The following is a 19,939-nucleotide window of genomic DNA, read 5'->3' on the forward strand; positions in this document are numbered from 1 at the left end:
CCTCGCTTGACATGACGAATGGCGCGTTCTGCTAATCAATTGGCATGATCCGTCAATTTCAGACGTCCAGATATCCTCTACCTTTCAGTCATGCCATTGCCGGACAACAGTGCCGCCAGTGGGAGCAAAACAGTTGCACCTAAGGAGGATTTGCCATGAATGCCAAAGATGCCATTGATCAGCTTGACCCTCAGACATGGGCCAAGACGACGCCCGCTGAACGCCTGCAACTTCTGGAAGAAGTGCGTGAAAACATGAAACGCTATGGCGACGATCATCGACGGCAAGATGCTTCAGCCGATTAAGGTCGAGAAGGTCGGCGATGACCTCTACGACATCTATGTCTTCCCGCAAAGCTGCAAGGACAAGTTGATGTATGCGGATCGGTCTGATCGCATCCGGGTCAAGGGCGCGCCAAAACAAGTGAATCCAATGGACAAGCCCGCCAAGATCATCGCGGTTCTGGGCGCGGGCAACCATTCGTCGTCGCTCGAAATGATGAAGGCGATGTTCTTTGAAAACTGCGCCGTGGTGCACAAACCCCGTCATCTGAATGAAGAGACCGACGCGGTTTGGGCGAAGATCATGCAGCCGCTTGTCGATCACTGTGTGCTCAGCTTCTGCGCCTCCGACCAAGGTCGCGACCTGACGGTCGATCCGCGCCTGTCGAAGATCTATTTCACCGGCGGCACCCGCACCGCACAGGCGATTTTGTCGGCCACCGACACGCCGCTGATTTCCGAATGCGGCGGCAACAACCCGTGCATCATCGTGCCGGGTGACCGCCCCTGGACCCAGAAAGAGATCGAGCATCAGGCGGTCCAGATCGCCACCATGTCGAAGCTCAATGGCGGCGCGGTCTGCGGGCGTATTCAGACGCTTGTCACATCTAAACACTGGCCGCAGCAGCAGGAATTTCTTGATGCACTGGCCAAGGCGTTGGAGGAACAGACACCTGCAACCGGCGTTTACCATCCCGGATCCGACAAGGTCATCGATGGGTTCCGCGAAGCCTATCCTGACGCGAAGGTGCTGAAACCGGAACACGGCAAACATCCGCATAGCGAGATGATGCTGATCACCGGCGTGGAGCCGGGCGGCTATGCCTGCACGCATGAGGCGTTCACGCTGATCATCGACGAGGTGCCGCTGGACGTGCCGGCCAATGCGGCGGAGTTCCTGCCCAAAGCGGCGGCCTTCTGCAATGAAGACCTGCTCGGCACACTGGGCAGCGCCATCCTGATCGACGACGACACGGCGAAGGCTCACCGCGCGGTTCTCGATCAGGCGGTGACCGATATGGAGTATGGCGGCATCGCCATCAATACCATGCCGCCGTTCATCTTCCTCAGTCCCTACCTGACTTGGGGCGGCAATGAGGAAGGCAAGGAGTTTGTCTCCGGCGTCGGCAATTTCGGCAACCTGCTGAACTACGAGAATGTCGAGAAGTCGATTATCGAGGCCAGTTTCATGTCACCCGGTCATATGATGAACAACAACCGCAAAGCCTTCGACAACATGGCCGAGAACATGTCGCGCTTTTCGGTCGAACCGACCTGGGGCAACCTTGCCTGCCTTATCGGTGACGGCATCGTCGACAGTTTCCGCAAGAAAGACTTCTGACACATCGGATCGGGATCACCCCCGATCCGTCACACTTCAAGGTTTGGAGAACCCTCATGAAAAACGAAACGATCCTCATCACCGGATGCAGCAGCGGCATCGGACGATTGACCGCCAAGCTCTTTCAGGAACGGGGCTGGAATGTCATCGCGACCGTTCGCTCGAACCCAGAAGACGATACCGAGCTGAATGCGCTCGACAAAGTGTTGGTGACGACGTTGGTCGTGACCAAGAAAGACACGATCGACGCAGCCGTCGCCGCCGGGATCGAACACTTCGGTAAAATCGACGTGGTGCTGAATAACGCAGGCTACGGTTCCTACGGTCTGTTGGAAGCGACACCCGAACACAAGATGCGGATGCAATACGAGGTCAACGTGATCGGCACGATGCTGGTGATGCAGGCCATCATCCCGCATTTCCGCAAGCGTGGCGCAGGCACGATCATCAACATCTCGTCGATGGGCGGTAAGATCACGTTCCCGCTGGGCACGTTTTATCACGGGTCGAAGTTTGCCGTGGAAGGCCTGAGCGAGGCACTGTCCTTCGAGTTGTCGGCCATTGGCGTGAGGGTCAAACTGGTCGAGCCGGGCATGATGAAAACCAACTTTGGTGGCTCGTCCTTCGACATGACTCTTGATCCGACGTTGACTGAATACGACGACTTTGTCGCAGGTGTAACGGCCGCGATGGCTGCCGGTGGCGAGGGTGCGGGTGATCCCATTCAGGTGGCAGAGACAATCTGGCAAGCGGCGACCGATGGCACCGATCAAATGCGCTATGTCTCAGGTCGGGATGCCGAGCAAATCATCTCAGCCCGCAAAGCGATGGATGATCCCGAGTATCTGGCAATGATCCGCAGCCAGATGGGACTTTAGCAATAGCCAGGGTCACCGTTAGTAGGTAGTGGTGGCCCCATGCGTTTAGAACAGGCTGTTCGCATCCGGATCGAGGCCCTATGATCTTCACATGCACTTCGAAAGACCGGAAAGTTTCGTCGTCAATCCCGGCTGGCGCATCCTATTTGCCGAGATGGGCCTGCCGGTCGCCGACACATTGCGCGACGCCGGTTTTTCGCCGACACTCTTCAACACCCTTCCCGCCACGCTCGACGCGGAAAGCTACTTCCGGTTCTGGGAGGCGATGGAGCGTCACAGCGGCCCGCGCGACGTCCCGCGCGCACTGGCCAGCGCCCTCGAGGTGGAGGTGTTTTCGCCCCCCCTCTATGCGGCGGTTTGTTCCCACAATCTGCGTTAGGCCGCACGGCGCGTGGCGCGATACAAGGCGCTGACCGGGCCGATCACGATCAACGTGGAAGATGCAAACCGCCTGAAGCTGTCCTGGTCCTGGCCCGTGCATCTGCGACCACCCCAACCGCTCTTGATCAGCGAAGTTCTGTTCTGGGTTTACCTCGCCCGACAATGCACGCGCATGGTGGTGCATCTGATCGAGGTGTCCATGCCCGTTTTGCCGCAGTGCATGGCCGCCTATCTGGAATACATCGGCGGTCCGATCAGACGGGCGGATGAGGTGTCGATCACATTCGCCGGGCGCGATGCCGACTTGGCATTTGTCAGCGGCAATGATGCGATCTGGAGCGCTTTTGAACCTGCACTGAAGGAACAGCTGGCAGAGCTGCAGGGCAGCGCTTCCATAACCGAGCGTGTGCAGGCCGCGCTCCACCGCGCCATTCCGGCGGATGATGCGAATGCTGTGCATATCGCGGGCACACTGTCGATGAACCCACGAACATTGCAACGTCGTCTTCAGCAGGAAGGCACGAGCTTCAAAGCACTTCTCAACGGGACGAGAGCGGAGCTAACTAGAACCTATCTAAAATCAACCGAATTGACGCTATCTGAGATTTCGTTCCTGCTTGGATACAAAGAGCCAAGCTCATTCAACCGTGCCTTTCGGGACTGGTTCGATACGACGCCGGAGAAGTTCCGACAAGCGAACTTCGTGTCCTAGAAACTTGCTTGGAATTTGAGGCTGATGTTCTCAGGAGTGCCTTAACCAGCCGTTCGATCATGGCGCAGCATTAATAACACAGGGCTCCTAGTGGTCATTCGACACTATCAAGAGGTGGTAAGAGCGATGATTGGCCGCTGTGGGCCCTTCGTGAAGAATGCTGCAGATTTCACAAAGGAGGCATTAACGGCCTTAAAGGGATTGTTCGCCGCTGATTGAACGAAATCGAGGTCTGAGCCCGAAATCCTTGCGTGATGGCCACGAAATAGTTGTTTTCTTCGCCAAACGCAGCCTTCCAAAAACAGCGCCGATCATGATCTACATCATTATTTTTCGGCGCGTGTGGATTGATACTTAGGACAGTTGGGTATGTTTTACGCCCGCAAGAAATGGGGCGGAGAACATGGCAGACTACCACACCAGATCGCTTACAGACGTCTTGGAGGAGCTTGACAGCACGCCCGAAGGCCTGACGACAGACGAAGCGAAAAACCGGCTGGAGCGGTATGGCACCAACGAGCTGAAGGTTTCGAAGGACACGCCCGAAATCGTCAAGTTTCTTCAGCAGTTCAAGAATTTCTTTGCCATCCTGCTGATCGCAGGCGGCGCGCTGGCGATGACGGCCGAGAAATTGGACCCGGGCAACGGCAATCTCTATATCGCCATTGCGCTGGTCGGTGTGGTGTTCCTAAACGCGGCGTTCACCTATTTTCAGGAACATCAAAGCGAACGCATCATGGACAGCTTCAAGAATATGCTGCCCTCGATGATCACCGCCCTGCGCGACGGCAACCCGCAAGAGGTGCCCGTCGGCGAGTTGGTGCCCGGTGACGTGATTGTGCTGAACGAAGGTGACAAGGTGCCTGCCGACGGGCGATTGATTGAGGCCAAAGAGCTGAAGGTCGACAATTCAAGCCTGACCGGTGAAAGCGAACCGCAATTGCTGGACCAAGGCAAATCAGCCAAGGCGATGCTGGAAAGCCCCAATATGATCTTCTCTGGCAGCCTTGTGCAAAACGGCGAAGGTAAGGTGTTGCTAGTCGAAACCGGCATGAACACCCAGATTGGTGGCATTGTGGCACTGACCAAGGCCACAGAGGCGACGGAAACCCCCATCCACCAGGAACTGAAATACTTCATCAAGGTCATCAGCTTCATCGCAATCTTTCTGGGGGTGAGTTTCTTTGGCGTGTCTGTCGCCATCGGCAACAATGTGATCGGCAGCCTGATCTTCGCGATCGGCATCATTGTGGCGAATGTGCCCGAAGGCTTGCTGCCCACTGTTACGCTTAGCCTGACCATGGCCAGCCGCCGCATGGCGCAGAAGAACGCGTTGATCAAGAACCTTGAAAGCGTCGAAACCCTTGGGTCGACCACTGTCATCTGCACAGACAAGACGGGCACACTGACGCAAAACCGGCTTGGCGTGAACACGGTTGTCGTCGGCGGGGCCGCCTATGCCGTTGATGACAGGCAGGTGGCGGATGCCGCTGCCTTTGATCGACTGCTTCGGGTCATGTGTGTCTGCAACAACGCCTATCTGACCGATGATGGTTACGCGGGCGATGCGACCGAAGGTGCGCTGCTGCTTTACGCGCGCAACTACACCGATCCAGCCGCCCTGCGGCGTGTCGAAGAGATCGCCGAACAGCCCTTTAACTCGACCAGCAAGCGGATGATCACGGTCACCGATGATGGGACCGGGCCGCAAGCCTACCTTAAGGGCGCGCCCGAGGTGGTGCTGGCCATGTGCGACAAGGTTGCTCTGAATGGCGAAGAATTTGCGCTGACCCCGGATCGCCACGGCGACATCGTGGATGCGTATCACAAATTGGCAGGCCGCGGCGAACGCGGGCTGGGCTTTGCCGCGCGTGCTTGCGACCGCGACGGGGTGCCCGAGGATGGATACGTGTTTCTGGGCCTGACGGGGATGATCGACCCGCCCCGCCCAGAAGTGCCCATCGCCTTGGAGCGTTGCGTGTCAGCAGGCATCAGGGTGATCATGCTGACCGGTGATTTCGGCCTGACCGCAAAGACCATCGCCCAACAGATCGGGATGATGGGCCCGCATGGACGCGTGGTACAGGGCGACGAGCTGTCACAGATGACCGACGCCGAACTGCAGACCGTCTTGCAAGACGAGGCAGAGATTATCTTCGCCCGCATCGCACCGGCCCAAAAATTGCAGGTCGTTCAGGCCCTACAAGCCAGCGGAGAGATCGTGACAGTCACAGGCGACGGGGTGAACGACGCACCCGCGCTGAAGAACGCCGACATGGGTGTGGCCATGGGCGTGATGGGAACCGATGTCGCCAAAGAGGCCAGCGATATGGTGCTGATGGACGACAATTTCGCCACCATCGTTGCGGCCGTAGAAGAAGGCCGCACCATTTTCGACAACATCAAGAAGTTTATCGCCTATATCCTGACCTCCAACATCCCCGAGATTCTGCCCTTCATCGCCTTTGTGTTGCTGGATATTCCTTTGCCGCTGACGGTGATCCTGATCCTCAGCATCGATTTGGGCACGGACATTCTGCCCGCGCTCGGTCTGGGGGCGGAAAAGCCGGAAACCGATGTGATGAAACGCAAACCCAGACAACGGGGTGAACGGTTGCTAAGCCGCAACCTGCTGCTGATGAGTTATGGAATTATCGGAATGTTGCAGGCGGCGGCGGGGTTTTTCACCTATTTCACCATCCTCTACACCGGGGGGTGGGAATGGGGGCAAGACCTGGCCAGCTCGGACCCATTGTACCGGACGGCAATCACCGGGTTCTTTGCCTCGATCATCATTTGCCAAGTGGCGGATGTGATCATCTGCCGAACCCGAACGCAAAGCCTGCTGACCGTCGGGCTGCTGTCCAACAAGCTGGTCTTGGTGGGGATCGCATTTGAACTGCTGCTGCTGGCCTGCATCAGCTATATCCCGGCCTTCAACACGTTTTTCGGCACCGCACCGCTTGAGGCCTGGCACCTGATGCTGTCCGTGCCGTTTGCCCTGCTAATACTGTTGGGGGACGAACTGCGCCGCGTCTTTGTGCGACGCGGAAACCCCTTCGTGCTGCGCTTTTTGACGTGGTGAGGAGATTGTCACGCTTAGAATGTAGTTTACTGTCAGTATCCTGTCGCTCAACTTCGATGAAATGCCTTTCCCGCTCCACTTCTCTTGGCAACTCGATAAGTGATCGCCGCGATTTGGGCGAGTGGGATGTCGTTGGGATCAACCCGCGTTGGCGAGTCTGGTGCTAGGCGCATCGTGCGGAAGAATTCCTTCGGACGCTCTTCAACCCGGTGAAGCGATGGGACGTCATCGACGAAGTTGAGAGATCTGAACGGGATCATCATGGTGGAACGGGTCATGTGAGAATCCTTTCATGGCGCGGCGATCTTGCCGAGCGATGCACCCAGACCGCAGGGGGTTGGGTTAATAATATGAAAGGTTCCGGAACCTGTGGAACTTTTGAGGAACAACGATTCCCGCCAGATCAAGGCGGCGCGTCAAAGTGCGACAGAATATCAGCGAGTTTGCATGTTCAAACTGGACATTTACCTAAGTCATTGAAAATAAAAGAAACCACTGACAGCCGAGCCGCCAGTGGTCATTTGATCTGTGTCGAGAGGTCAAAAAACACCCCTGAGTGGCCATGTTATGCTTGGTTAAACAAACAGTGACGCTGGCCCTGGCCTAGCCGCATTTCGAATGCCCACAAGACGCACAGGTCATGCAGCCTTCGATCATCCGCATGTCATATTGCCCGCAGCTCGGGCAGGCAGGGCCGCGCGGGGCGTTGCCAAGGTTGACGACCTCGGCGTGGGGGTCCGTTTTCAAGCCCATCCCCTCGCCTTCGATGAACCCTGTCAGAACCATATGACGTTCGATCACGCCGCCGATGGCTGCGAGGATTGAGGGGATGTATTTCCCTTCCATCCAAGCGCCGCCGCGCGGGTCAAATACAGCTTTCAGCTCTTCAACCACAAAGCTCACATCGCCGCCGCGCCGGAACACGGCCGAGATCATGCGCGTCAACGCAACCGTCCAGGCGAAATGCTCCATGTTCTTCGAGTTGATGAACACCTCGAACGGGCGGCGATGGCCGTTCAGAACCAGATCGTTCACGGTGATATAGATCGCGTGCTCGCTGTCGGGCCATTTGACCTTGTAGGTGTGGCCTTCCAGAGATTGCGGGCGGTCGAGCGGCTCGGAGATATAGACGACATCCGCACCGGTGTCGGCCTCGGGGGCCTTTTCGCTGACCTCGGACACTGACAGGACGGACCCCGTGACCTCGTTCGGTCGATAGGTCGTGCAACCTTTGCAGCCGCTGTCCCATGCTTCCATATAGACCGTTTTGAACGCCTCAAAACTGATATCTTCCGGGCAGTTGATCGTTTTCGAGATCGAGCTGTCGATCCATTTCTGCGCGGCGGCCTGCATTTTCACATGCGCCAAAGGCTCCAGCGTCTGGGCATTCACGAAGTAATCCGGCAGCTCCTTATCGCCAAACTTGTCGCGCCACATTTGAACGGCGTAGTCCACGACCTCTTCTTCCGTCCGCGAGCCATCTTTTTGCAGCACTTTGCGGGTGTAGGCATAGGCAAAGACCGGCTCGATCCCCGACGACACGTTGCCTGCATACAGGCTGATCGTGCCGGTGGGCGCGATCGAGGTTAGCAGCGCGTTGCGGATACCGTGTTTGCGGATGGCGTCGCGCACGTCGTCATCCATATGGGTCAGCGAGCCGGACGCCAGATATTTGTCTGCGTCAAACAGCGGGAACGGCCCTTTTTCTTTCGCCAACTCCACTGACGCCAGATAAGACGCACGCGCGATCTGTTTCATCCACGCTTCCGTTTGGGCGGCGGCTTCGTCCGAGCCATAGCGCAGCCCCATCATCAGAAGCGCGTCGGCAAGGCCAGTGACGCCAAGGCCGATCCGGCGTTTGGCTTGGGCCTCTTGCCGCTGTGCTTCCAGCGGGAAGCGGCTGGCATCGACCACGTTGTCCATCATGCGCACGGCGGTCGCGACCAGTTCAGTCAGGGCGTCGCCGTCCAAGTGGGCAGCTTCCTCGAACGGGTCCGCAACCAGACGCGCAAGGTTGATCGAGCCAAGAAGGCAAGCGCCATAAGGCGGCAGAGGCTGTTCGCCGCAGGGGTTGGTCGCAGCAATCGTCTCGCAATAGGCCAGATTGTTCATCTGGTTGATGCGGTCGATGAAGATCACACCGGGTTCGGCATAATCGTAAGTCGCCTTCATGATCTTGTTCCAAAGATCGCGCGCTTCAACCGTGTGGTATATGGTGTCGTCGAATTTCAGATCCCAGCTGGCGTCGTCTTTGACTGCCTGCATGAAGTCATCCGTGACCAGCACCGACATATTGAACATACGCAGGCGTGCGGCATCGGATTTGGCGGTGATGAAGTCTTCAATGTCTGGGTGATCACACCGCATCGTGGCCATCATCGCGCCGCGACGCGAGCCTGCCGACATGATCGTGCGGCACATGGCGTCCCACACATCCATGAACGACAGCGGGCCAGAGGCGTCTGCCGCCACGCCCTTCACATCCGCGCCACGTGGGCGGATGGTCGAGAAGTCATAGCCGATCCCCCCGCCCTGCTGCATGGTCAGCGCGGCCTCTTTCAGCATATCGAAAATGCCGCCCATGCTGTCGGGGATCGTGCCCATGACAAAGCAGTTGAACAGCGTCACAGACCGGCCAGTGCCTGCCCCCGCGGTGATCCGGCCAGCGGGCAGGAACTTGAAATCTTCAAGCGCATCATAGAAGGCATCTTCTTGCGCGGGCTCTGCTTCGGACAGGGCGCGGGCAATGCGGCGCCATGTGTCTTCCACCGTTTTATCGTCCGGCGTCCCCTTCGCCGTTTTCAAGCGGTATTTCATATCCCAGATTTGTTCGGCGATGGGGGCAGCAAAGCGGCTCATGCAGACGATTCCTATGCGTGTTGGAAGGCTTTTCAGAATAGGGCAATTGGTCGGGCAAGGTCAATTGCCAACCAACCGGAATTTAACTAAAGTAGTGGCTCGATCACACAATATATGGGGCGCCGCATTGGCCGACACCATAAATCTTGTAAAACTCTGCGTCGGCACCGAGCGAGTCGAAGACCTTGAGACGTGGCAGGCAGCACGGATGGCGACAAGCAGTCAGGCCAATCCGCGCCATGTCACGCGGATGTGGCCCAAGCGTGAGGAAATGCTGCTGGCCGGTGGATCGCTATACTGGGTTTTCAAAGGGCTTGTCCTTGCCCGACAGCGCATTGTGCGGCTGGAAGAGGTGATCGGCGACGACGGAATTCGCCGCTGTGGCATCGTGCTTGACCCGAAAATTGTGCGCACCGAAAGCCAGCCGCGCCGGGCCTTTCAGGGCTGGCGCTATCTGAACCCACAAGATGCACCGCGCGATCTGTCGACCGAAAGCACACACAGAGACGACACGCCCTTACCCAACGAACTGGCTGCGGCGCTGGCCGATATCGGCATCCGCTGACCGCCCAGCACGCCGCGCGATGGGTCTGGACACCGGTCTTTCGCCTGATACTGTCAGCCTCATATTCAAGGAGGCCCCGATGGCGACCGGCACCAACATCCGCACCTATTTCAACGGCACATGGCACGAGGGCGACATGCCGGTGATGAACGCTGCCGATCATGGATCGTGGCTCGGAACCACAGTCTTTGATGGTGCACGATATTTCGAGGGCATTCATCCGGATCTTGAACCCCATTGCGCGCGCGTGAACCGGTCGGCGGAAGCTCTGATGATCACGCCAACGGTCGAAACCTCCACCATGGTCGATATCGTGAAAGAGGGTTTGGCCGCCTATCCGAAAGGCGCGGCGGTCTATATCCGTCCAATGTATTGGGCGCTGGAAGGCGGCGACCTTGGGGTCGTGCCCAAGGCGGGCGCAACTGGGTTTTGCGTGTCGCTGGAAGAAATACCGATGGCGCCGCCGACGACCACGACAACTTTGACCACCACTCGCTTTCGCCGCCCGGTGATCGAGGATGCGGTGGTCAATGCGAAAGCCGGATGCCTGTATCCTAACAATGCCCGCATGTTGGCCGAAGCCCGCGCCAAGGGCTATGGCAACGCGCTGGTCGCCGATGCGCTTGGCAACGTGGCTGAAACCGCCTCGGCCAATATTTTCATGGTGCGTGATGGGGAAGTCTTCACCCCGATCCCGAACGGCTGCTTTCTGGCAGGCATCACCCGCGCGCGCCACATGGCCAACATGCGCGCCGACGGGATCAAGGTGCATGAAGCCGTTCTGACCTTCGACGACTTCCGCAAAGCGGACGAGGTATTCATGTCTGGCAACATGATGAAGGTCACGCCGGTCAGCGAATTCGATGGCACGATGTACAACTCCGGCCCGATAACGCGCCGGGTGCGCGAACTGTATTGGGACTGGGCCCATTCCAATGGCTGAACCACGCCGCACGGCCCTGACACTGTTGGTCGGGTCCGTAGGCGCTGCCATGGCGTGGGCGATCAACATGCCGATGGGGCTGTTGGTCGGGCCCGCACTGGTGGTCGCCATTGCCAGCTTGCGCGGGATGGACACCGACATTGCCCCGCCGCTGCGTAACGTCATTTTTTTGCTGGTCGGGCTGACAGTCGGATCTATGGTCACCCCCACCAGCATCGAGGCCGTATTGCGCTGGCCCATTGCTTTCGCGCTGCTGGCGGCACTTACCATTGCGACTCCATTTGCCGGTCGCTGGGTGTTGATGCGGGTGATGGATTTCGACCGCGACGAGGCCTTCTTGTCGGCAGCCCCCGGCCATCTGAGCCTTGTCGTGTCACTGTCAGACAGCTTGGGCATTCCGGTCGCGCGTCCCGCGATTCTGGCCTCGTTTCGTGTTCTTGCGCTGAGCCTGTTCGTGCCACTGGCCGCGCGGCTGTCCGGTATTGACCTTGGGCCGGGGCTTCCGGTCGGGCGCGCCACGGCCCCGTGGTTGATGATCGGGGCCGAACTGGCCGTTGCACTGGCGCTTACGCCGCTGTTGATACGTTTGCGCTTACCTGCACCGGTTTTGCTGGCCGCGATGATCGCTGCTGCCGCCTTTCACCTGACTGGGGCCGTTGATGGCAACCTGCCCCCATGGGTCAGCCAGGTGGTGCTGGTGATGATGGGATGCTTGATTGGCACCCGGTTTTCTGGTGTCACTTGGCGCGATCTGAAACGCAACGTCGCAGCCGGAGGGATCGTTGTTGCGCTGACCGGCACGATGGCCGCCGCCGTTGCCATTCCTGCGGCGCACCTGTCTGGCCTTCCGGTTCTGGATCTGCTGGTCGGCTTCGCCCCCGGCGGGCTGGAAACCATGATCATTGTCGGGGTTGCCATGGGCGCAGACCCCAGTTTCGTCGCAGCAGCGCATGTGGGTCGGTTGGTTCTGCTGGCAGTCCTGATCACAGCCTATGCGGCCCGCATCGCCCGCCGCATGCCGCGTTGAAAACTGTGGACAGCACCCGACCCCCGATGCAGACTGGCCTCGTTTTTGGGAGGTCCAACATGCGCAAGTTCCTTGTGATCCTTGATGATAGCCGCGAGTGCCTGAACGCCATGCGTTTTGCCGCCATGCGGGCCGCCAAAACCGGCGGTGGGGTGCAAGTGCTTTCAATCATTGCACCGGACGAATTCAACCATTGGATTGGCGTGGGCAACATCATGCGCGAAGAGGCACGTGAACGCATCACCGTGCATTTCGAAGTCTATGCCAAGTGGATGCGTGACCGCCAAGGGGTCGATCCCGAACTTGTGATCCGCGAAGGCGATGCGATGCCAGAAATCCTCGCCCATATTAACGAGAACCCGGACGTTGGTGTTTTGGTACTTGGCGCAGGCTCGGAAAAGAACGGACCGGGACCGATTATCAGCCATTTAATGCGCGCCTCATCCACGTTGGCGGTGCCAATGACCATTGTGCCAGGCGAAATGTCCAAGGACCGGCTGGAAGAGATCACCTGAACACCTAAGCCCACCTTGACTTTGCGCCTTTCGAGGCCCATATCAAACCTGACAAAAAAGGTGCGCCAACATGTTCATCCAGACCGAATCCACTCCGAACCCAGCGACGCTGAAATTCCTGCCCGGACAGGCCGTCTTGGGCACGGGAACCGCTGATTTCCCCACTCCTGACACGGCGGGCAGTTCGCCGCTGGCCGAACGTATCTTCAAGGTGCAGGGCGTCGCGGGCGTTTTCTTCGGCGCGGATTTTGTGACCGTCACCAAAGGCGAAGACACCGAATGGGACCACATCAAACCGGCGATCCTTGGCGCGATCATGGAGCATTTCCAGTCTGGCCAACCGATCATGGCGGGCGAGGCTGCGGCCCCGTCGGGCCACGCCGAACACCACGGCGAAGATGGCGAGATTGTCGAGCAGATCAAAGAACTGCTTGATACGCGCGTGCGCCCTGCCGTTGCGCAAGATGGCGGCGACATCACCTTCCACGGCTTTGATCGCGGCGTCGTTTACCTGCATATGCAAGGCGCGTGCGCAGGCTGCCCCTCGTCGACGCTGACGTTGAAAATGGGCATCGAAAACCTGCTGAAGCACTATATCCCTGAGGTGATCGAGGTGCGACCCGTTGCAGCATAATCCCCTGATTTTGGCGTTTGACACATCGGCCGCGCACTGCGCGGCCGCTTTGCTATCGGGCGACAAGGTCATTGCGACAGGGTTTGAAGAAATGGCGCGTGGACAGGCCGAACGTCTGATGCCGTTGCTCGAACAAGTGTTGGCTGAAGCGGGTGTGGCGTGGAAAGACCTGTCAGCGATCGGCGTCGGCATCGGGCCGGGCAATTTCACTGGCATCCGTATTTCGGTTTCGGCAGCCCGTGGTCTGGCACTGTCACTGGGTATTCCGGCCATTGGCGTTTCATCGCTTGAAGCGCAGGCCATTGATGCCGCACGTCCCGTCTGGTCGCTGATCGACGCCCGCCGCGATCACCTCTACGCTCAATATCTGCGCCCAAATGGGGATGATGAGGCGCCCAGTCTGCTGTCAGCCCGTGAAGCCGCCGCCCTTGATGGCGCGCGGGTTGGTCCCGACGCATTGGGCGACCCGGCCCCGGCCATCGCGCGCATCGCAGCATCCCGTATTACAAAGGCAGCCAAAGCCCCAATCCCGCGCCCTGCCCCGCTTTACATTCGCACAGCCGACGCCGCCCCACCGCGCGATCCGGCCCCGCTGATCCTTCCCTGAGCCCGTTGGTATGACGGACGCGACCGCAGACACGATTGCACGCCTGCACGCGGCTGCCTTCCAAACGGCCCGTGCGTGGAGTGTTGATGAGATGGAGGCGCTGTTGGCCTCGCCCCATATTTTCGTCGTGACCATGCCTCATGGCTTCGCCATGGGCCGCGTGATCGTCGATGAGGCCGAACTTTTGACTGTCGCCGTTCATCGCGAGCAGCAGGGCAAGGGCATCGGTCGCCAGTTGTTGCAACAGTTTGAACAGCAAGCCCAAACGCGCGGGGCCACGCGTGCCTTTCTTGAAGTTGCTCAGGACAACGAAACAGCCCGCGCCCTGTATTTATCGGCCGGCTGGACCGAATCTGGACGCAGGACGGGCTATTATGCACGCCGTGGGAGTGGAAACGCCGACGCAATCTTGCTGCACAAGCACCTTCCCTTGGGTGAACCTTCTGAAAAATAGGCGTTTTCAGACCGGGCCCTAAAACTTAATGTTGACCGCGCCCTTGCCCTTTGCCCAAAATCCCGGATGATCCTAGTCAGCGATCTGCTCGCAGAATTTGGGAATCGGCGGACACAACGTCTACCCGCCCCAACAACAACAACCGGGAGTATTCAAATGACCCTGATGAAGACCTTTCTTGGCGCTGCTGCGTCAATGGCCCTGACCGCAGGTGCGGCTATGGCCGAACCCGCGATTATTTTCGACCTTGGCGGCAAGTTCGACAAATCGTTCAACGAAGCCGGCTATAACGGTGCGCAGAAATGGGCGGAAGAAACCGGCGGCAATTATCTTGAGATCGAACTTCAGTCCGAAGCCCAACGCGAACAAGCATTGCGCCGCTTCGCTGAAACGGGTGCGAACCCGGTCGTCACCTTAGGTTTCGCCATGTCCGCAGCATTGTCAGAGGTTGCTCCGGATTTCCCGGAAACCACATTCGTCGCCAATGATGGCTGGTCCGATGCCCCCAACGTGTTGAATGTGGCATTTGCCGAGCACGAAGGCTCATATCTGGCGGGTATCATGGCGGCCATGGCGTCCAAATCCAACACGGTCGGTTTCATCGGCGGCATGGACATCCCGCTGATCCGCAAATTTGGTTGTGGCTATGCGCAGGGCGTTCTGGCGACGAACCCAGATGCCAAGATCATTTCGAACATGACCGGCACGACCCCAACCGCATGGAATGACCCGGTCAAGGGCGGCGAATTGACGAAAGCCCAGATCAGCCAGGGCGCTGACGTGATCTATGCTGCGGCAGGCGGCACTGGCATCGGTGTCCTGCAAACCGCCGCTGACGAAGGCATCCTGTCAATCGGTGTGGACAGCAACCAGAACTATCTGCACCCCGGCAAGGTTTTGACTTCGATGGTCAAGCGGGTTGATGTGTCCGTCTATGAATCAATGAAAGAGGGCGAAGCGCTAAAACCGGGCCTGCGCGTGATGGACTTGGCCCATGACGGGGTCGGCCTCGCCATGGATGAACACAACGCCGATCTTGTCACCGACGAGATGACGGCCGCCGTGGATGACGCCAAGGCCAAGATAATCTCGGGCGAGATCGCTGTTCACGACTATCAGTCGGATGACACCTGCCCTGTCATTAACTTCTGATCCGGCGATGGCTGATCTAACCAAAGGGGGGCAACAGGCGACTGTTGCTCCCGCCATTGAACTTCGCGGCATCTCAAAGGCCTTTGGCCCGGTGCAGGCGAACAAGGACATCTCGATTTCTGTGCAGCCGGGGACGATCCACGGGATCATCGGCGAAAACGGCGCGGGCAAATCGACGCTGATGTCCATCCTTTATGGGTTTTACAAAGCCGATGAAGGCCAGATATTCATCCACGGCAAAGAAACCCAGATCCCCGACAGTCAGGCCGCCATTCGCGCCGGGATCGGGATGGTGTTTCAGCACTTCAAGCTGGTTGAAAATTTCTCAGTGCTTGAAAATGTGATCCTTGGGGTCGAGGAAGGCGCTATGCTGCGACCTTCTTTAGCTAAAGCGCGCAAGTCACTGAAATCTCTTGCGGAAGAATATGAACTGCATGTCGATCCCGATGCCCTGATCGAAAATCTGGGCGTAGGCGTTTTGCAACGTGTCGAAATTCTGAAAGCGCTGTATCGTGAAGCTGATATCCTGATCCTGGACGAGCCGACCGGCGTGCTGACCCCCGCCGAAGCCGACCACCTATTCCGTATCCTCAACGGGCTGCGCGATCAGGGAAAGACAATTGTTCTGATCACCCACAAGCTGCGCGAGATCATGGAGATCACCGACACGGTATCTGTCATGCGACGCGGAGAGATGACCGCGACGGTCAAGACAAAAGACACCAACGCCGAACATTTGGCCGAGCTGATGGTGGGCCGCAAGGTGCTGCTCAGGGTCGACAAAGTCCCTGCCAGTCCGGGCGAAAAGGTGCTTGAGGTCGAAAACCTTCACATGGTCGACGAACACGGCGTCGAACGCCTTAAGGGCATTTCGTTGAATGTGCGGGCGGGCGAAATCCTTGGTATTGCGGGCGTGTCCGGCAACGGGCAGTCCCAATTGCTGGAAGTTCTAGGCGGCTATGCCACGGCCACCGGCAACATTCGTGTCAACGGACAACCGATTGACCTGACAGGAAAGTTTTCCGACGGAAGATCTCGTCGCGCGCGCGGCATTGCCCATGTACCAGAAGACCGGCAGGATCACGGGCTGATCATGGATTTTCCCGCGTGGCAAAACATGGTGTTCGGATACCACCACGAACCCGAATATCAGAAAAACAGGTTTTTGATGGATAACGCGAAAATGGTGGAGGTCGCGCAGGACAAGATGGACCGCTTCGATGTCCGCCCGCCAAATCCGCAGCTTGAAGCCAAAAGCTTTTCCGGCGGCAACCAGCAGAAAATCGTTGTCGCCCGCGAAATCGAACGCAACCCCGACCTGTTGCTGGTCGGTCAGCCCACACGCGGCGTCGATATCGGCGCGATCGAATTCATCCACCAGCAAATCATCGCGCTTCGCGATCAGGGCAAGGCGATCCTGCTGGTCTCGGTCGAGCTGGAAGAAATCCTGTCGCTCAGCGACAGGATTGCCGTCATGTTTGATGGACATATCATGGGCGAACGCCTTCCAGATCAGACCGACGAACGCGAGCTTGGCCTGCTGATGGCCGGAGTCACCGGCGAAGGGGACGCAGCCTGATGGAAAAAATGCCAAAATGGGCCGACGTTGCCCTGATCCCGTTTCTCAACCTGCTGATTGCCTTCGTGCTGTCTGGATTGGTCATTCTGGCCATCGGGGAAAACCCGATCAAGGCGTTGCAAATGATGATCACGGGCGCGCTTGGGTCGACCTATGGCTGGGGCTATACGCTGTATTACGCCACCAATTTCATCTTCACGGGACTTGCCGTGTCGATTGCCTTCAAGGCGGCGATGTTCAACATCGGTGGTGAAGGTCAGGCGATGATTGGTGGGTTGGGCGTGGCGCTTGTCTGCCTTTACATCCCCTTCCCGCACTGGTCCGTCGCGATCCTTTTTGCGATGATTGGCGGCGCGGTGTTCGGTGCGGCTTGGGCGGCCATCCCGGCCTATCTGCAAGCCAAACGCGGCAGCCACGTGGTGATCACGACGATCATGTTCAACTTTATCGCCGCATCGCTTCTGAACTACATGCTGGTGAATATCCTGCGCCCGAAAGGCGAGATGAACCCGCAAACGGCCGCCTTCCCCGACGCGACACATCTGCCGACCCTGCACGAGATGCTGGCGCCGTTTGGCATCGCATTTTCCAAGTCGGCACCGGTGAATGTCTCGCTTTTCATCGCCCTTGCGGCGTGCGTGGTCGTCTATCTGCTGATCTGGCGGTCACGACTGGGATACGAGATCCGGTCCTTCGGACATAGCCAAGAGGCTTCCGTCTACGCTGGCATCTCGCCCGTCAAGATCACCATGATCGCGATGCTGCTGTCGGGTGGTCTGTCGGGCATGATGTCGATCAACAACACGATGGGCGAGGCTGAACGCCTTGTCCTGAACTCGGTCGAGGGCGCTGGGTTTATCGGCATTGCTGTGGCCTTGATGGGCCGCAACCATCCGTTCGGCGTGTTGCTGGCCGCGTTATTGTTCGGCTTCCTGTATCAAGGCGGCAGCGAATTGTCGTTGTGGACGAAGATCCCGCGCGAACTTGTCATTGTCATACAGGGCCTCGTGATCTTGTTCACCGGCGCACTGGACAACATGGTGCGCAAACCGGTTGAACGCGTCTTCATTGCCGCTGCGAAACGGAGGGCAAGCTGATGGATTTCTTCACGATTGTCCAAATCTTCGACAGCGGCCTGCGTCTTGCGATACCGCTGCTGTTTGCCTGTCTTGCCGGGCTATTTTCAGAACGCGCGGGCATCTTTGACATTGGGCTTGAGGGCAAGATCCTTGTGTCGGCCTTCTTTGCGGCCGCCGTCGCAGCCATGACCGGTTCTGTCTGGCTTGGCTTGCTGGCCGGTGTTGCCGGGTCACTTGCGTTTTCGGCCGTGCATGGCATGGCGTCGATCACCTTTCAGGGCAATCAACTTATCTCGGGCGTTGCGCTGAACTTCCTTGCTTCGGGTCTGACCGTTCTGGTTGGCGAAGCATGGTTCGCGCTTGGTGGGCGCACGCCGTCGCTGTTTGGCAAGGGCCGTTTCACCAACATCGACCTGCCCTTCTCGATCACCAAAGCCGACGCCGAAGCCGCCGGGTTGCCTTTGTCGAAAATGATTGAACAAGCCAATCCCGTGCAGCAAATCTATTCTGAACTGATCTCGGGCCACACCATTTTGGTCTATGTCGGCCTGCTTCTGGTGCCGCTGTCGTGGTTCGTCCTGTATCGCACGCGCTTTGGTCTGCGCCTGCGTGCCGTAGGCGAAAACCCTGCGGCCGTCGATACGGCAGGCATTTCGGTGATCGGCCTGCGTTATAGCGCGATGGCCATCGCCGGCATTCTTTGCGGCTTGGCGGGCGTCTATCTGGCCACCGGTCTGGGCGCGGGCTTCGTTAAGGAAATGAGTGCCGGGCGCGGCTTTATCGCACTGGCCGCCTTGATCTTCGCCAAGTGGAAACCGGTCCCTGCCTTGGGCGCAACCTTTCTGTTCGGCCTGCTGGAAGCCATCGCGAACCGTTACCAAAGCATCGACCTTGGCGGCTTCGTCGTTCCCGTTCAGTTTATGCAGGCGCTGCCCTATATCCTGACCGTGGTTATTCTGGCTGGTTTCGTCGGCAAAGCCGTTGGCCCGAAAGCGGGTGGAGTTCCCTATGTCAAAGAACGCTAAGGAACTGGCAGCCCAAGTCCGCGATCTGGCCGGGTCGAACCCGGTCGAGGTTGGGCTGGTTCTGGGGTCGGGGTTGGGTCATCTGGCCGACTCGGTCGACGGTGTCTCTATCCCCTATGACCAGCTTGACGGCTTCCCGCAGGGCCATGTTTCTGGCCACAATCCAAAGCTGGTCATCGGCCAGATGGAGGGCACGCGCGTTGCGATATTTGGTGGCCGGTCGCATTATTATGAGAACGGCAAAGCGGACGCGATGCGGCTGCCCCTTGAACTTCTGAAGGCGCTTGGTGCCAAGCGGCTGATCCTGACCAACGCAGCGGGTTCGATGCGGGCTGACATTCCGCCGGGTGAACTCATGTTGATTTCGGACCACATCAATTTCTCGGGCTTGAACCCGCTGATCGGCGAGCCTTCAGACCGCCGGTTCGTGCCGATGGGGGGTGCATATGACGCCCAGATGCAGGCGGAATTCTCAGCCATCGCCAAGGAAGAGGGGATCACCCTGACGCCGGGCGTCTATGCTTGGTATTCCGGTCCCTCGTTCGAAACACCCGCCGAGATCCGCGCCATCCGCACGCTGGGGGCAGACGCCGTCGGCATGTCTACCGTGCCCGAGGTGATTCTCGCGCGGTTCCTTGATTTGCGGGTCGCAGCCTTTTCGACCATTACCAACATGGCGCAGGGTATGTCGGATGAGGCGATCAGCCACGAACACACCAAGGCAATGGCGCCACTTGGGGCCAAAAAACTGGAAAAACTGGTTCGACGATACTTAAAGCGTGACTAACCACCGCGTCTTGGGCCAATAAAGATATCAATCG

The 19,939-nt window shown here is 58.4% G+C and carries 20 protein-coding genes; 18 read left to right on the forward strand and 2 right to left on the reverse strand.

The genetic code is table 11. The features are described 5' to 3' along the window. Window positions 1-155: 155 nt before the first annotated feature. The 6 genes from MUY35_RS03665 to MUY35_RS03690 all read left to right on the forward strand — a co-directional run bounded on the left by MUY35_RS03665 (window position 156) and on the right by MUY35_RS03690 (window position 6,679). On the forward strand, window positions 156-305 hold the full coding sequence (locus MUY35_RS03665; protein ID WP_248364009.1) for a hypothetical protein: 150 nt from the start codon (window positions 156-158) through the stop codon (window positions 303-305). Continuing rightward, window positions 265-1,623 (forward strand): aldehyde dehydrogenase family protein, encoded by a 1,359-nt coding sequence (locus MUY35_RS03670; RefSeq protein ID WP_248364010.1) that lies wholly within the window; start codon window positions 265-267, stop codon window positions 1,621-1,623. Before MUY35_RS03665 ends, MUY35_RS03670 begins: the two co-directional genes overlap by 41 nt. A gap of 56 nt (window positions 1,624-1,679) precedes the next feature. Then, window positions 1,680-2,501: an SDR family oxidoreductase gene (locus tag MUY35_RS03675; protein ID WP_248364011.1), complete on the forward strand. Its 822-nt coding sequence runs from the start codon at window positions 1,680-1,682 to the stop codon at window positions 2,499-2,501. Window positions 2,502-2,592: 91 nt separating this feature from the next. After that, complete coding sequence (locus tag MUY35_RS03680) at window positions 2,593-2,880, forward strand: AraC family transcriptional regulator ligand-binding domain-containing protein (RefSeq protein ID WP_248364012.1); 288 nt, start codon at window positions 2,593-2,595, stop codon at window positions 2,878-2,880. 12 nt (window positions 2,881-2,892) lie between these two features. Continuing rightward, window positions 2,893-3,594, forward strand: a complete 702-nt coding sequence (locus MUY35_RS03685; protein WP_248364013.1) for a helix-turn-helix transcriptional regulator — start codon at window positions 2,893-2,895, stop codon at window positions 3,592-3,594. 403 nt (window positions 3,595-3,997) lie between these two features. Next, window positions 3,998-6,679 carry an HAD-IC family P-type ATPase gene (locus tag MUY35_RS03690; RefSeq protein ID WP_248364014.1) on the forward strand — a complete coding sequence of 894 codons (2,682 nt, stop codon included), beginning with the start codon at window positions 3,998-4,000 and terminating at the stop codon, window positions 6,677-6,679. Window positions 6,680-6,726: 47 nt separating this feature from the next. Here MUY35_RS03690 and MUY35_RS03695 read toward each other — a convergent pair whose 3' ends face one another. Together MUY35_RS03695 and MUY35_RS03700 are read right to left on the reverse strand one after the other, a co-directional pair. Then, a complete protein-coding gene (locus MUY35_RS03695) occupies window positions 6,727-6,957 on the reverse strand; it encodes a hypothetical protein (RefSeq protein ID WP_248364015.1) in 231 nt (76 codons plus the stop codon). A gap of 325 nt (window positions 6,958-7,282) precedes the next feature. Then, window positions 7,283-9,538, reverse strand: a complete 2,256-nt coding sequence (locus MUY35_RS03700; protein ID WP_248364016.1) for an adenosylcobalamin-dependent ribonucleoside-diphosphate reductase — start codon at window positions 9,536-9,538, stop codon at window positions 7,283-7,285. Window positions 9,539-9,665: 127 nt separating this feature from the next. Between MUY35_RS03700 and MUY35_RS03705 the strand changes: the two genes are divergently transcribed. From MUY35_RS03705 to MUY35_RS03760, 12 genes are all read left to right on the forward strand, one after another. Then, window positions 9,666-10,103 (forward strand): DUF1489 domain-containing protein, encoded by a 438-nt coding sequence (locus MUY35_RS03705; RefSeq protein WP_248364017.1) that lies wholly within the window; start codon window positions 9,666-9,668, stop codon window positions 10,101-10,103. Window positions 10,104-10,182: 79 nt separating this feature from the next. Then, entirely contained in the window at window positions 10,183-11,046 is an 864-nt protein-coding gene (locus MUY35_RS03710; RefSeq protein ID WP_248364018.1) for a branched-chain amino acid aminotransferase, read from the forward strand. Further along, window positions 11,039-12,073 (forward strand): AbrB family transcriptional regulator, encoded by a 1,035-nt coding sequence (locus MUY35_RS03715; RefSeq protein WP_248364019.1) that lies wholly within the window; start codon window positions 11,039-11,041, stop codon window positions 12,071-12,073. The genes MUY35_RS03710 and MUY35_RS03715 overlap by 8 nt, the downstream gene beginning before the upstream one ends. A 59-nt stretch (window positions 12,074-12,132) precedes the next feature. Next, complete coding sequence (locus MUY35_RS03720; RefSeq protein ID WP_248364020.1) at window positions 12,133-12,588, forward strand: universal stress protein; 456 nt, start codon at window positions 12,133-12,135, stop codon at window positions 12,586-12,588. A gap of 70 nt (window positions 12,589-12,658) precedes the next feature. Further along, entirely contained in the window at window positions 12,659-13,222 is a 564-nt protein-coding gene (locus tag MUY35_RS03725) for a NifU family protein (RefSeq protein WP_248364021.1), read from the forward strand. Continuing rightward, on the forward strand, window positions 13,212-13,829 hold the full coding sequence (tsaB, locus tag MUY35_RS03730; protein ID WP_248364023.1) for a tRNA (adenosine(37)-N6)-threonylcarbamoyltransferase complex dimerization subunit type 1 TsaB: 618 nt from the start codon (window positions 13,212-13,214) through the stop codon (window positions 13,827-13,829). The genes MUY35_RS03725 and tsaB overlap by 11 nt, the downstream gene beginning before the upstream one ends. Window positions 13,830-13,839: 10 nt before the next feature. Then, entirely contained in the window at window positions 13,840-14,283 is a 444-nt protein-coding gene (rimI, locus tag MUY35_RS03735; RefSeq protein ID WP_248364025.1) for a ribosomal protein S18-alanine N-acetyltransferase, read from the forward strand. A 156-nt stretch (window positions 14,284-14,439) separates the two neighbouring features. Beyond that, complete coding sequence (locus tag MUY35_RS03740; protein ID WP_248364027.1) at window positions 14,440-15,435, forward strand: BMP family ABC transporter substrate-binding protein; 996 nt, start codon at window positions 14,440-14,442, stop codon at window positions 15,433-15,435. A gap of 7 nt (window positions 15,436-15,442) precedes the next feature. Then, window positions 15,443-17,014 carry an ABC transporter ATP-binding protein gene (locus MUY35_RS03745; RefSeq protein WP_248364028.1) on the forward strand — a complete coding sequence of 524 codons (1,572 nt, stop codon included), beginning with the start codon at window positions 15,443-15,445 and terminating at the stop codon, window positions 17,012-17,014. Further along, window positions 17,014-18,111 (forward strand): ABC transporter permease, encoded by a 1,098-nt coding sequence (locus MUY35_RS03750; RefSeq protein WP_248364029.1) that lies wholly within the window; start codon window positions 17,014-17,016, stop codon window positions 18,109-18,111. The genes MUY35_RS03745 and MUY35_RS03750 overlap by 1 nt, the downstream gene beginning before the upstream one ends. Then, window positions 18,111-19,118, forward strand: a complete 1,008-nt coding sequence (locus MUY35_RS03755; protein ID WP_248364030.1) for an ABC transporter permease — start codon at window positions 18,111-18,113, stop codon at window positions 19,116-19,118. Before MUY35_RS03750 ends, MUY35_RS03755 begins: the two co-directional genes overlap by 1 nt. Beyond that, on the forward strand, window positions 19,102-19,905 hold the full coding sequence (locus tag MUY35_RS03760) for a purine-nucleoside phosphorylase (RefSeq protein WP_248364031.1): 804 nt from the start codon (window positions 19,102-19,104) through the stop codon (window positions 19,903-19,905). Before MUY35_RS03755 ends, MUY35_RS03760 begins: the two co-directional genes overlap by 17 nt. Window positions 19,906-19,939 lie beyond the last annotated feature (34 nt).

The sequence above is a fragment of the Aliiroseovarius sp. S1339 genome (assembly GCF_023195695.1).
Classification (GTDB): Bacteria; Pseudomonadota; Alphaproteobacteria; order Rhodobacterales; family Rhodobacteraceae; genus Aliiroseovarius.